We start from the raw sequence: 12,633 nt of genomic DNA on the forward strand, positions 1-12,633 counted from the left end.
GCTTGTTTACAATTTCTACAATATAAATATCCTTAAAAAGAGCATTTTGTATACAAAGTTACATCGTATTGTTCAAAGGAGACAACAATGATGAATGACGTAAAAGAGAGAGAAGAAGTACAGTGTATGCAGGTACTCGGGAATATGGACAACTCCGAGTACAAAGAGATCTTGTCTAAAGATGCATTAAAGTTCTTAGAAGCCCTTGTTAATAAGTTTGGAGATCGCCGTCATACCCTGCTAAATGACCGCGACATAAAACAAGCTCAATATGACAACGGCGAGTTACCCAATTTCAGAAAGGACACCATCTCCATTCGTCAGAATAAAGAGTGGAAGGTAGCAACACCGCCACCAGAGCTACTGGATCGCCGCGTAGAGATCACCGGCCCTATCGAAAGAAAAATGGTGATCAACGCACTAAACTCAGGCGCGAAAGTCTTCATGTGTTGTTTTGAAGATGCGTCTTCCCCGACTTGGGCCAATATGGTCGAAGGGCAAATCAACCTAAGAGACGCCAACCTTGGCACCATTAGCTACTTCGATGAGAAGAAGCAGAAGCGTTACCAATTAAACGACGATCCTGCACTGCTGATCGCACGCCCACGAGGGATCCACCTTCCTGAGCAATCCATCCAATTCAACAATCAGCCTATCGGCGGTTGCTTGATGGACTTCGCCTTGTACTTTTTCCATAACTATCAATCACGAGCACAACAAGGTTTAGGGGTTTACTACTACATTCCCAAGCTTGAGAGCATGGAAGAAGCACAGTGGTGGGACGATATTTTCAGCTTCACCGAAAACTATTTCCACGTACCCAAAGGCACCATTCGTGCGACGGTTTTGATTGAGACGCTTCCAGCCGTATTCCAAATGGAAGAGATCTTGTACGCAATGCGTGATCATATCGTGGCAATGAACTGTGGCCGTTGGGATTACATCTTCAGCTACATCAAAACGCTGAAAAACCATAAAGACCGCATCCTGCCTGACCGCCACGGGATCGGCATGGATCAAGAGTTTCTAAATGCCTATAGCCAACTGTTGGTGCGTACTTGTCATGCTCGCGGCGCACTGGCGATGGGTGGTATGTCGGCCTTTATTCCAGCGAAAGATCCGCAAGAAATGGCGCGTGTAACCGCCAAGGTTATCGAAGATAAGCAAAGAGAATCTCAGAACGGACACGACGGCACATGGGTCGCGCACCCTGCACTGGTTGATTTGGCAATGTCGATCTTTGATAAGCACTTAGATGGCAAAGTAAACCAAATGGATTTTCAAAGCCCGGAGCATGTGATCAATGCAGACTCGTTGCTAAAGCCTTGTGAGGGCAGTCGCGACGAAGTAGGAGTACGTAAGAATATACGCATCGCGCTGTATTACATCGAAGCTTGGATTCAAGGCTACGGTTGTGTGCCTATCTACGGGCTAATGGAAGATGCCGCCACCGCAGAGATCTCAAGAGCCAATATTTGGCAATGGATCCACCACGGCGTCACGCTTGATGACGGCCAAACCTTTACCAAGCAACTATTCCACTCTTGGCTTTACCAGGAGTTAGACACGATAAAACATGAAGTCGGAGACTCGCGCTATTCAGCTGGTCGATTTGAAGAGACAGCTGATCTTTTCTATCAACTTTCTACAGCCGAAGAGTTCGCCGCCTTCCTAACTTTACCCAGCTATGGGCTATTACAAGAGTCCAGTTAGGACTCTTGTACCGAGCTGAACCAGTCAATGATTATTCACAAACTAGAGTAATGATTGGCTGGCTGAGCTTGGTACGTATGCCCCTTGAAAAACTAGGAGATAACATGGGAAGTTTGACTCTACAACAAGCGTTAACCATCATCGATGGAACCTTAAAAGCAGGAAACAAAATCCACACAGAACCTTTGACGGTCGCCGTCTTAGACAGCGGTGGCAAGCTGATTTCTCTGCAACGTCAAGACGGCTCTAGCATGATGCGACCAGACATCGCGATCGCTAAAGCGTGGGGGGCACTCGCACTGGGTTGTTCCTCTAGAAAACTCGCCCAAGATGCTGACAACCGACCAGCATTTATCTCCGCCGTAAACGTGCTCGCGCACGGAAACATGGTGCCAGTTCCTGGGGGGCTACTGATTCGAGACAAGGATAAAACGGTATTGGGTGCTATCGGCGTGAGCGGTGACATTTCAGACATTGATGAAAGCTGCGCCATTAATGGTATTGGCTGCGCAGAACTGTTCAGTGATGAGATGCTGCAAGCTTAACTCGCTAACTCTCTGTACTTGAAATTCTTAGACAGGAACAAAAAAACCGAAGCGATTAGGCTTCGGTTTTTTATTGAATCTAAAGGAAGATCAGAAAAACTACTCGTACGCGCTCAACCATGTTTTCAGCAGCTGGTTAGTATTTTTCTTCTGGCTCGCAGACAGAGATTTCACAAGCTTCTTCTGCGTTTCAACATGCTCAGTCATCATTTGGTCAATAAGAATAAGACCATCTTTTGTTAACTGAACACTCACGCTGCGTCTGTCTTCTTTACTGTGCTCACGACTGATCAGCCCTTTCGCTTCTAGCTTATCAAGGCGATTGGTCATCGCGCCAGATGTCAGCATCATGGATCCAATCAGTTCAGATGGCGTCAGTCGGTAAGGCTTCCCAGAACGTCGCAACGTCGCCAGCACATCAAACTCACCCAGCTTCATGTCGTATTTTTTATGAAGCTCGGCAACTTGCGTCTCCATATACTTGGCAATACGCATAATCCGGCCCATCATTGCCATAGGCTCAGTTTCTAGCTCAGGCTTTTCCTTTGCCCATTGCTCTACTACGCGGTCGATAGCATCCATTTGCAATCTCGCTCCGTTATTAGTCTGATTACTTCAAACTAGTTTAACATAAAGATACTTTACAACCACTAGTTCTCAGTATACAGTTCACACAATAGTTATCTTAACGTAAAGATATTTCAGATGAACATATTATTAGCAATGATCCCCGCATTCTTTTGGGGAACAACCTATGCAGTGACGCAATTTACGCTACAGGAGTGGCCACCATTATTATTGGGTGCTTTGCGTGCGTTACCTGCTGGTTTGTTATTGCTAGCGGTAAAACCAACACTGCCTAAAAAAGGTGAGTGGCAGATCATTTTCACATTGGGCCTTATCAATATTGCGACCTTCTTTGGCTTGATCTTCGTAATGGCGTTAACGCTACCTTCGGCAATCTCTGGAGTGGGCATGATCTCCGTGCCGGTGTTCGCGATGATCTTCCACTGGGTAGTGAAAAAGCAACGCCCACATTTGATTCAAGCACTGTCTGGTATTGGCTTGATCACCTTAGCGTGGATATTGTTTAATCCAAGTCAGATCGCATTAAACCCGATCGGTTTAGGTGCCATGTTCGCGGCAATCATGTGTATCGTCATCGGCAGCAGCATTACCAAATCACTGGGTAATCGCATGCATTGGTGGAAGGTATTAACGTGGCAACTGATTTTGGGTGGTACGATTTTGTCTATCGCTTCTGGCGTTCATGCCTTCATCGACCCACAGCCTTATATTAATGCTGTCACTCATTTCGATACTCGCAACGCTATGGGTCTATTGTGGGTGATTGGACTGAACACAGCGCTGGGTTACGGCATGTATGTGTGGTTGCTACAACGTATGTCGGTGGTTGATTTCACCTTCGGCGGTATTGCAAACCCAGTTGCGGGCATCTTGACCGGTATGGTGTTAATGGGTGAATCATTTACTCCAGTCCAATATTCACTAATGACTGGCATGATCGTGATGTCATTGATGCCGCAGCTTATCCTTGCAGTAAGACAAACCAAACAAGTTAAGCCTGTTACGCAATAGAATTTACATATAGTAACGACCTACACAAAAACCCGCCAAGTGCGGGTTTTATTTTACCGACTTCACATCTATATAATATATCTATTTGTTCTCTAACGACGCACACCTTATTATGAATTCAATCATCAATTCAGGCGTTCGATATGGCAAAAGATCTCTTCTCCAACTTAGACTTAAATCTTCTTCGCACTTTTATCATCTTGCATCAAGAACGAAACATGCGAAAAGCAGCTGAACGTCTCTTTGTATCTCAACCAGCGGTCAGTAAAGCCCTACAAAGGCTGCGTGACCATTTTGACGATGAACTGTTTGTAAAAACACACCATGGCTTGCGCGCGACTGATCACGCGACAATGTTAGCGGAAAGCATTTCACCAATCTTGGATGATCTTTCTTCAGCACTCAATAATAGTAATGAATTCAACCCTAGTGAACTACGCGGGCCCCTCAAGTTAGCGTTATCTCCTTTCCTCCTTAGCTCACTATCAAGTAAGTTATTCAAAGCAATTCGCTCTCAAGCTCCGCATGTTCAAGTTCAGCTATTAAGCTGGTCTAAAACAACGATGGCTGACATCATTAATGATGAGGTGCTGATTGGTTTCAATTATGAAATTAACCACGCCCCCAAGGAGCTCTTACAACAACCGATAGCCCAAGACAGTTTTAAAGGTTACTTGAGAGAAGGCCATCCTTATCAGAAAGATTTTATTGAAATCAAAGATGGCGTTAAGTTTGAGCTAGCTACAGTTATTGCGATAGATTGGAACTCTCATCAAACACTTGCAGAAAAAATAATGAAAATCAAAGGACTAGAAGCAAGAATAGGCTTCCGTTCAGAGCTGCCATCAGCGGTTATTGATGTAGTACAAAACTCCGACATGATGTTCCCTGCCTCGAAATTTTTAGGCATAGAGAAGAAAACCTCCTTACGGGCCATCGACATCTTATTTGACAACAAGGATATCAACCCTATCGTGTGTGCATACTTTCACCACAAACATCGTAACAGTCCTACAACTCTATGGCTTAAGAAGATATTGGATAACCTTCTCAATAATAACCAGTAGCTATCACCCTCTTTACTCTGTTTCATTAATAACTAATCGTTAAGGCCTCTATTCTTTTAAGGAATTAGAGGCTTTTTTATTCAGTCCATATACTTCTCTCATCGGCTAGGAACGCCACATAACACTGCAAGAAGCAAACCTTGTTCCTATACAATTATTTGAGAGTAAACCATGAAACTAAAACTACTAAGCACTGCTATCGCAGCGACATTCCTTGCTGGCTGTTCTTCTTCTGGTAGCAGCGATAACGGTACAAGTCCTGAACCACAGGTTGGCGTTGCTGATGTTATTTACAACGAAGAACTACGAACAGCATATATCATCGGCGATGAAGGTAACAATGCTGTAGTGATTGGAGATGGTGAAGGTAACGCTGTAGTAGCTGTAAATGGTGAAGTATTCACTATCCAAGGTGATGTTGTTGTCGACGCGAATGGCGATATCGTTGGCACAGTGGTTACAGACAATAGTGTTGCGACCGTTTATATCAACGATAAATCATATACATTAGCTGTTGAAAATGGCCGATTGATCATCGAAGGTTCAGTGTTAGACCCAGAATTTGGTGATGACGAATGGGGACCTTCTGCTGGCAATGAATTCTTTGCTAATTACATGATTGTAGACGACCTTGGAATGCCTGTAGCGCTTATCGAAGGTGACAACGGTAACTACATGTGGGTCATCCAAGGAGAGGATGCTTATTACCTTAACATCAACGGTTCAGATGCTAAACCAACTCACAAAATCGTAGATGGTGAAGTGCTAACGATGTCTGGTGAAAGCACTGGGATCACGGTAGAAACTCATCGTACTGATGGTCAAATTACACATTTAACATTCAATACTCCTCGCGGTGAAGAAATTATTATTCGCCATGAAGACGGCCGTTTAATCGCTACTGTTTTTGGCCACGGTCATGAACACGAAGGCCCTGATTCCGCGCCTACTTACGGTGATATAGATGACGTTTTAGGCACAACTATCATTACTCTAGACAACGGTGAGACACTGATTTTAAAAGATGGTGTTTTATACCACCCAAGTTCAGATAGCGGAGCTGTGCTCAATGCTGATGGAACAATCACTAATATGGATGGCGAAGTTATCGCTCACGCTGAAATGCAAGAGCTCGGTTTTGTTGTAAGCTTAGAAAATGGCGCAGAAATTACGTTCCGTAATGACGATGGACGCCTTTTCGCTGCAATAACTGGCAAACCAAATATTGAGAACCCAATTGAACGTCCAGCTCCAATAAACCCTATTGAAGGTGAAGCGTCTAACGAATTACCAACTATTGGTTATGACCTCGATGGCAATACTCTTACTGTCACTCTTCTAGATGGTACTGAAGTCGAGATCAAAGATAATGGCGTAACTGGTGGTGTAATTGTTGGGCCAGAAGGAACAAAAACAGTTTCAAAAGCAACTATGGACGCTTATAAACAAGCAGCTGAATTACTATCCATTGATGAGCAAAAAGCTCTTGTTACTGTGTTCTTAGTAAACCAAAGTGGTGACGTTATTAATGACGACGCTCGCAGGGCTCTATGGCAAACTCAAAAAGACTCTACGTTAGCTTGGGCTAAGCAGTCACCAGAAAATACAGCTAAGATGCTACACATCATTGCTATTGAAGTCGATGAATTAGGGAAAGCTCCATACTCTCTAGGTTACTACCTGTTGACCGGCAAGAAACAAAGTATTGATGATATTAAAAACACGGCACAGGATAAAGTAAGAGGCCTTTCAGATATCCAGAAGCAAGAGTTAAAAGGTAAGATTCAATCTCTTTCTCAAGAGCAACGTCAGCAAATTAAACAAGCAGTAAAAGACCGCGCTAACCGCAGCTAATAAAAAATAATAAATATAAAAGCAAAGGAGCCGCTTATTAGCGGCTCCTTTTTATTTGAGAGTTGAGAACACGATGAAACGACTATTGATCACTTTATTGATGCCCTTCGCCATATATGCAAACGACCATCAATTACAAACATTAAGCTACCACGAGCCGAGTTTAAGTTTTCAAACAGCTAAAGCTGGAGACAACTGGATAGGTACAGTATCCGGCGTAATTCAAGCAACTGAAGAAGTGAACATCAGTGCAGAAATAGATTCTGAAGGATATTTAGAACTAGGTACAGGCTATGGCGTAATGCTAGGTGATTACTACACAGAAGCTTTCATCAGCTATGGTCGTGCCGATTTTTTTGATATTTATGATATTGGCTTATTCAGCGGAACAGCTCTAACCAACAACATAATGGTATTTGGTAACACATCCCATGAATGGCGAAAATTCCCTTTATTCGATTTAAGTGATGCGAGCCGAGAATGGAAAAGTACCATTGGGACCAGTTACTCTCCCACACAGTTTATGAACTTTGCTTATTCATTCAGTCATGACCGCCAATTAACGGGGTCAAAAGGTTATTACAACAGCCAAGACGTCACTTTTACGCTGAAACCCAAATGGGTGGAACCGTATGTGAAATATACATTCGGTCAAAAGCGCGTTAGTCCAAGTGACCGTACCCGTTCTGATGGCATCGTTGAGCTAGGCTTCAACCTTCGTTTTTAGTTTACCGTTTCGTGTGGTAGCTCTCACCCCTTTATAGTCTGATTAAATAAAGGGGCTTTTTGCCTCGTACTAAGTCTTTAGTACCAATCAAGAATAAAACAATCACCTTAAATAATGTTCTCACTTCGGCCTCAATTTCAACCTTCTATCTCCCACCAACCCCTCAAAAAGAACAATAACTTTAACTCACCCTGCCTTTGTGAAAATAAATTATTAAAAAAGATTACATTAGAGATTTAATTTCTATATTTCATTTCAATTAGAGATAAAAAGACAAAAACTTTCTCCGACGACCTACTTATACTGTGCCACGTCGTTAAGGCGCCACAAGCTTATGATTTAAAATAATTATTAATGAGTAGTCACCATGAATTCGAAGTCGCTAACTATCTTGCTTTTTGTCTCTGTTTGCTTAATTTGGGGAACCACTTGGTTCGCTATGGAAGTAGCATTGCATTCTATCCCACCTATTTTTGCTACTGCGTTACGCTTTTTACTTGCAGCACCTCTGCTTGCGGTATTAGCGAAAGTCTTCAACCAACCACTGCTGTTCCCTAAAGGTAAGCGCCAATGGCTGCTTATTGTTGCGCTGATGTATTTCGCGATTCCGTTTACGTTGATGATCTATGGCGAGCAATACATCTCTTCAGGTTTAGCGTCGATCATCTTCGCCAACATGCCTGTGGCTGTGATGTTGATGTCTGGCTTATTCTTAGGTCTACGACTAGCGAAGCACCAGATATTCGGGTTGATCGCTGCTGTTGTGAGCCTATGTCTAATCCTTGGTAATGAAATGCAGATGGGTGGCGATGACTACCTAATTGGCACGGTTTGCTTAGGCCTTGCTGTTGCGATTCACGCAGTGATGTATGTGCTGGTTCAAAAGCACTGCAAAGGCATTGAAGTACTAACCTACAACGCCGTACCGAGCCTAATTGCAGCTCTATTCTTGTTCGCTGTTTCAGCTATAGGTGAAAACGTGAATATTGAATCTTTCACTTGGGATTCAATCTCTGCTGTGGTTTACCTAGGCTTTGTGGCGAGTGTTGGCGGCATTGTTGCTTACTTTAAATTAGGTCAGGTTTCGACACCTTTCCAAGCATCTATCTGCTTCCTAATTTTCCCTGTGGTTGCACTACTGATCTCTTGTTACATCAATGGTGAGGTTCTATCTGAACAGTCACTTGTAATGATGATTCCTCTACTTTGCGGCATCCTGCTAACCAAAGCACCAAAGGGAATCTTCAAGCTGCGTACCGAATTAAAAACCGTAAGAAACTGATCCGCGTGAAACCTATTTTGCGGATTAGATATACATATCCCACATAAACAAAAAGCTCCAATATCACTATTGGAGCTTTTTGCTTATTTCATAATATCGAGACCAACATTAGCGCCAGCTAAACATTCGCACTTCATTGCCTTCTTCAGGTGTCTTAGGAATGTTTAAAGACAACGCCAAAGAAACCGCCGCCATCGCAGCACCGATGTAGAAAACCGTTGCAGGGGACGACAACCAAATCACACCAAACACCACTGGAATAACAACCGCGGCAATATGGTTGATGGTGAAAGAGACACCAGCAGTTGATGCCATGTCTGCCGGGTCTGCGATTTTCTGGAAGTAAGTTTTGATCGCCAGCGCCAATGCAAAGAACAGGTGATCGATCACGTAAAGTGCCGCCGCCCATTCCGCGCTTTGCACCAAACCATAACCGACAAACACACCAATCAAGCCAACATACTCGAAGATCAACGCTTTACGCTCGCCAACCACACCGATAAATCGACCAATGCGCTTCGCAAACAAGAAGTTAAATAGGTAATTAACCAAGAACAACAATGTGACGTCAGCAGCCGAGTAACCAAACTTCTCTACCATCAAGAAGCCTGCAAACACAGTGAAGATTTGTCTTCTCGCACCGCTCATAAACGTTAGCGCGTAGTAGAGCCAGTAACGCTTTCGCAGCACCAACTTCTTATTCTGTGGCGTTTTGGTTTGAAACTCAGGGAAGCCAAAGGTCATCACCAAAACCAGAATAAAACCAATACCGCCAGTAATACCGTACACCCAAGCAAAGTCGAGCTTCAGCTGTTCTAGCATCACCCAGATAGATCCGTAAGTGATTAAGGATGCCAGTGCGCCGACTGAGATCATCTTACCTAACATCTCTGGTGCTTCTTCTTTACTCAACCATTGTAGTGACAAAGACTGCTTCAGCGTTTCAAAATAGTGAAAGCCCGTCGACATTAAAATGGTAGTCAGCAACAGACCAGTGAGTGAAGGGAACAGACCCGTAATCGCGGTGCCTACAGTGAGCATCGCTAGCGATATCAACATAAAGCGTTGTTCACGTATGAAGGCCAGCACAAACACTACGGTAAACGCTAAGAAACCAGGTATTTCACGAACACTTTGCAGTAAACCAATATCCGCACCATCAAAGTTCGCTTTTTCAATCACGAAGTTATTAAGCAGTGCCATCCAGCTCGAAAACGCGATAGGGACAACAATCGAAATCAGTAATAAAAAGTTTTGCGGCGTTTTCCAGCTCGCAGTTCTATCGAACATTGACGGACTCCTGTTCGTCTAATTGAGTAAGCACTCGTAAGGTCAACTGCTCAGTATACGGGTTAATCTTCCAATGCTCTGGGCTCCAGCCTTTTACGAAACGTTGGAAGTCGGCCCATGCGACATAGAACATTGGTCGCCAAGCGGATTCGACTTCATAGAACGAAAGCTGTGGCTGATAGTACGCCAATGCCTCTTTCAAGTGTCGGAAGTAAATATCCAGTACCTGTGGCTCAAGTTCAGCGCAGTCTTGCGGCCTCACCGCACTACTCATGAACAAGGCGACATCTTTCATCGCACAACCATGGCCCACATATTGGAAATCGACCGCAGCCGCGCGCTCGCTTTCAGAATCAAAACAAAAATTGGCGAGCTTGGCATCGCCATGGACTAAGGTTTGATATGGACATTCTTTTAATAAACGGTCGATGTGCTTGGCTTGGTTCTTCAATGGTAAATCAGCCAAGGCATTGAGTTCATCAGGGCGTGTATCTAGATGCCAATAAGTACCGACTTGCCACAATGATGACAACTGCTCTTGATTGATATTGATGTGCTTTGCGTGAAAGTTAGCAAGCCATTTAAGGCAAGCATTACGTTGTTTTTGCTCTTCTCTTGTGTAACTAGATGCCTGATAGTCAGAAGCAGCAAGCACATCAAACTGAGAGATCAACGGGAAGCCAATATCCGCTAAGTCTTGCATCACTATCAGCCACTCATTCTCTTCTAGTTCACATTGCAGCCCAACAGGTACAGGGCAGCGCTCGTCCCATTGTTGGGTGAATGACTGATACCAAGCTGTTTCCACTTGGTAAGAGTGTACCTTTCGTTGGTGAGAGAGTTTGGTATTCCAACCCTTTGGGTGTTCAGCTTTATCTGGCAACGCGACATGTTTAACAATCACACTCTTGAGTTCCGCACTGCTTTCTTGAGAAAAGACTAAGCGAACTAACTCGCCATATCCACCCCATAGGCGTTGAATCACTTGGACATCAAACCCTTCATGACAACCCAGCGAGGTCGCTATTTTTTGATAAAGCTCATTTTGATAAAACTCTTGTTGATAAAGCTCTGGCTGATTTTGACTTGAACCCGCTTCAGGTTGAGCTCGATTATTCGACGATATTGATTGAGACATATTACTCGTTGTTATGCTTTATCGGATAGAAGGTGTGACCACTGTGGCTGCCTATTCATGTAGTGAGCCACATAGCTACAAACCGGCACAATTTTGAAGCCCGCTTGTTCAATTTCAGGCAATACCGACTCCATCATCACCTTCCCAAAGCCCTTGCCTTGCAGTTCATCAGGAATGCGTGTCGACGTGATATGTAGTACATCTCCGTCCTTTTGATACTTAACGACCGCGAACTGGTTGGGTTCTAACTCTACCGTGATCTGGTTCACTTCTTGATCCCATTTTACTGCCTGCATTCTCAACTCCTGCAAATAATTGATACGACAAACAATAAAAGTTTGAAGTATGAGTTCCTTGTAATAGACTAGCGCAAGTGCATATAAATAAAACTAAGTACTTACAAACACAGCAAATAATTCAGTGCAATCGGCTTAATATAAAATCAGCAATGATAAAAGGCACTCTATAAATCTATGTGAGTACGTCCACTAAATCTAGCACGTAACAACCCCTTGTTAGCAAGTTATCAATATCTAACAGACGCATGTTGGCGCATGGAGAACATATAATGAACGCACCCCTGAAGAAGCCTTTGGAGCATAATCAGGCACTTCAAGACCCTCGTAATCGCACCGTTTCCACTATCAATAGCACTGATGCACTGGCCATGATTGAGCACGGCAGTGAGCTGACATTAAATGTCTCGACTCCCGTTGGCACGAAGTTTCTCGCCACCACCAGGTTTATCGGAACGCACAGTGATAACTGTATTGTGGTTGAGGTTCCCGAGGTATCCAATGAAGATCTGAACTTTTTCTTTCAAGAAGGTTTTTGGATGACCGCTCGTGCGTATTCTCTACGAGGTGAAGGCGCGCTTATCCACTTTAGAAGCCAAATTCACCATAAGATTGGTGAACCCTTCCCTATTCTTGTACTTTCAACACCAAGCACGATGCAAGTGACTCAGCTGCGTAAAGAAACACGCTATGAAGTGAATCTGGCTTCAAGAATCATCTTCAACGACCAGCGAGCAAACTGTGAGATAAGAGACTTATCGAAAAGTGGTTGTCGTTTCGTTACCTCACCAACCTCTCGTGCGATTCAGATTGCCGATCGCGTGTCTATTGAGATAACCCCTGAGAACTACAACGGCCCACTGATTCCGCCATTGCGAGGCATCGTCTGCAATCTACAGAAATCGACACACTACGCTCGATACGGTGTCGAATTTGATGATATTGGCCGAGCTAACGCCAAACACTTGTTGGCAAAACTGAAGTTCGATGGCACCAAGCTTTGCTTACGAAATGGGTAACGCCTTTTAACACGCGACTTTCACCGAATACAGCAAGCTGACCAAATACAAATAGCTCACAGGTAAACCAAATCGTAACCAACAAAAAAGGTTCATCGCGGCT

The 12,633-nt window shown here is 43.9% G+C and carries 12 protein-coding genes; 8 read left to right on the top strand and 4 right to left on the bottom strand.

The genetic code is table 11. The features are described from left to right. The first annotated feature begins 87 nt into the window (after window positions 1-87). A complete protein-coding gene (aceB, locus tag AB4249_RS00650) occupies window positions 88-1,713 on the top strand; it encodes a malate synthase A (RefSeq protein ID WP_017067102.1) in 1,626 nt (541 codons plus the stop codon). A gap of 104 nt (window positions 1,714-1,817) precedes the next feature. Continuing rightward, window positions 1,818-2,258, top strand: coding sequence for a heme-binding protein (locus AB4249_RS00655; RefSeq protein ID WP_008220964.1), 441 nt, complete (start codon window positions 1,818-1,820; stop codon window positions 2,256-2,258). A 99-nt stretch (window positions 2,259-2,357) separates the two neighbouring features. On the opposite strand, the gene AB4249_RS00660 is transcribed toward AB4249_RS00655, so the two are convergent. Further along, complete coding sequence (locus AB4249_RS00660) at window positions 2,358-2,840, bottom strand: MarR family winged helix-turn-helix transcriptional regulator (RefSeq protein WP_010432677.1); 483 nt, start codon at window positions 2,838-2,840, stop codon at window positions 2,358-2,360. A 123-nt stretch (window positions 2,841-2,963) separates the two neighbouring features. On the opposite strand from AB4249_RS00660, the gene AB4249_RS00665 reads away from it, so the two are divergent. The 5 genes from AB4249_RS00665 (at window position 2,964) to AB4249_RS00685 (ending at window position 8,787) form a co-directional block, all read left to right on the top strand. Then, on the top strand, window positions 2,964-3,857 hold the full coding sequence (locus AB4249_RS00665) for a DMT family transporter (RefSeq protein WP_372102153.1): 894 nt from the start codon (window positions 2,964-2,966) through the stop codon (window positions 3,855-3,857). A 143-nt stretch (window positions 3,858-4,000) separates the two neighbouring features. Beyond that, window positions 4,001-4,924, top strand: a complete 924-nt coding sequence (locus tag AB4249_RS00670) for a LysR family transcriptional regulator (protein WP_372102154.1) — start codon at window positions 4,001-4,003, stop codon at window positions 4,922-4,924. 171 nt (window positions 4,925-5,095) lie between these two features. Beyond that, window positions 5,096-6,778: a hypothetical protein gene (locus AB4249_RS00675; protein WP_372102155.1), complete on the top strand. Its 1,683-nt coding sequence runs from the start codon at window positions 5,096-5,098 to the stop codon at window positions 6,776-6,778. 73 nt (window positions 6,779-6,851) lie between these two features. Continuing rightward, window positions 6,852-7,505 (top strand): hypothetical protein, encoded by a 654-nt coding sequence (locus AB4249_RS00680; protein WP_372056015.1) that lies wholly within the window; start codon window positions 6,852-6,854, stop codon window positions 7,503-7,505. Window positions 7,506-7,872: 367 nt separating this feature from the next. Next, entirely contained in the window at window positions 7,873-8,787 is a 915-nt protein-coding gene (locus AB4249_RS00685) for a DMT family transporter (protein ID WP_017061581.1), read from the top strand. Window positions 8,788-8,895: 108 nt separating this feature from the next. Here the strand turns inward: AB4249_RS00685 and AB4249_RS00690 are convergent, their stop codons facing one another. Genes AB4249_RS00690 through AB4249_RS00700 form a run of 3 tightly spaced genes read right to left on the bottom strand, consistent with a single transcriptional unit; the run spans window position 8,896 to window position 11,511 of the window. Continuing rightward, complete coding sequence (locus AB4249_RS00690) at window positions 8,896-10,077, bottom strand: MFS transporter (RefSeq protein ID WP_050620146.1); 1,182 nt, start codon at window positions 10,075-10,077, stop codon at window positions 8,896-8,898. After that, window positions 10,067-11,215, bottom strand: coding sequence for a phosphotransferase (locus AB4249_RS00695; protein ID WP_372102156.1), 1,149 nt, complete (start codon window positions 11,213-11,215; stop codon window positions 10,067-10,069). The genes AB4249_RS00690 and AB4249_RS00695 overlap by 11 nt, the downstream gene beginning before the upstream one ends. 11 nt (window positions 11,216-11,226) lie before the next feature. Then, complete coding sequence (locus tag AB4249_RS00700) at window positions 11,227-11,511, bottom strand: GNAT family N-acetyltransferase (RefSeq protein WP_265119679.1); 285 nt, start codon at window positions 11,509-11,511, stop codon at window positions 11,227-11,229. Window positions 11,512-11,783: 272 nt separating this feature from the next. Between AB4249_RS00700 and AB4249_RS00705 the strand changes: the two genes are divergently transcribed. After that, complete coding sequence (locus AB4249_RS00705; protein WP_017067648.1) at window positions 11,784-12,530, top strand: flagellar brake protein; 747 nt, start codon at window positions 11,784-11,786, stop codon at window positions 12,528-12,530. The last annotated feature ends 103 nt before the right edge of the window (window positions 12,531-12,633 follow it).

The sequence above is a fragment of the Vibrio sp. 10N.261.55.F4 genome (assembly GCF_041470465.1).
Classification (GTDB): Bacteria; Pseudomonadota; Gammaproteobacteria; order Enterobacterales; family Vibrionaceae; genus Vibrio; species Vibrio crassostreae_C.

Bases quoted from the DNA above. Each gene is read 5' to 3' on its own strand.
- aceB (WP_017067102.1), top strand. From the start codon at position 88: ATGATGAATGACGTAAAAGAGAGAGAAGAAGTACAGTGTATGCAGGTA.
- AB4249_RS00655 (WP_008220964.1), top strand. From the start codon at position 1,818: ATGGGAAGTTTGACTCTACAACAAGCGTTAACCATCATCGATGGAACC.
- AB4249_RS00660 (WP_010432677.1), bottom strand. From the start codon at position 2,840: ATGGATGCTATCGACCGCGTAGTAGAGCAATGGGCAAAGGAAAAGCCT.
- AB4249_RS00665 (WP_372102153.1), top strand. From the start codon at position 2,964: ATGAACATATTATTAGCAATGATCCCCGCATTCTTTTGGGGAACAACC.
- AB4249_RS00670 (WP_372102154.1), top strand. From the start codon at position 4,001: ATGGCAAAAGATCTCTTCTCCAACTTAGACTTAAATCTTCTTCGCACT.
- AB4249_RS00675 (WP_372102155.1), top strand. From the start codon at position 5,096: ATGAAACTAAAACTACTAAGCACTGCTATCGCAGCGACATTCCTTGCT.
- AB4249_RS00680 (WP_372056015.1), top strand. From the start codon at position 6,852: ATGAAACGACTATTGATCACTTTATTGATGCCCTTCGCCATATATGCA.
- AB4249_RS00685 (WP_017061581.1), top strand. From the start codon at position 7,873: ATGAATTCGAAGTCGCTAACTATCTTGCTTTTTGTCTCTGTTTGCTTA.
- AB4249_RS00690 (WP_050620146.1), bottom strand. From the start codon at position 10,077: ATGTTCGATAGAACTGCGAGCTGGAAAACGCCGCAAAACTTTTTATTA.
- AB4249_RS00695 (WP_372102156.1), bottom strand. From the start codon at position 11,215: ATGTCTCAATCAATATCGTCGAATAATCGAGCTCAACCTGAAGCGGGT.
- AB4249_RS00700 (WP_265119679.1), bottom strand. From the start codon at position 11,511: ATGCAGGCAGTAAAATGGGATCAAGAAGTGAACCAGATCACGGTAGAG.
- AB4249_RS00705 (WP_017067648.1), top strand. From the start codon at position 11,784: ATGAACGCACCCCTGAAGAAGCCTTTGGAGCATAATCAGGCACTTCAA.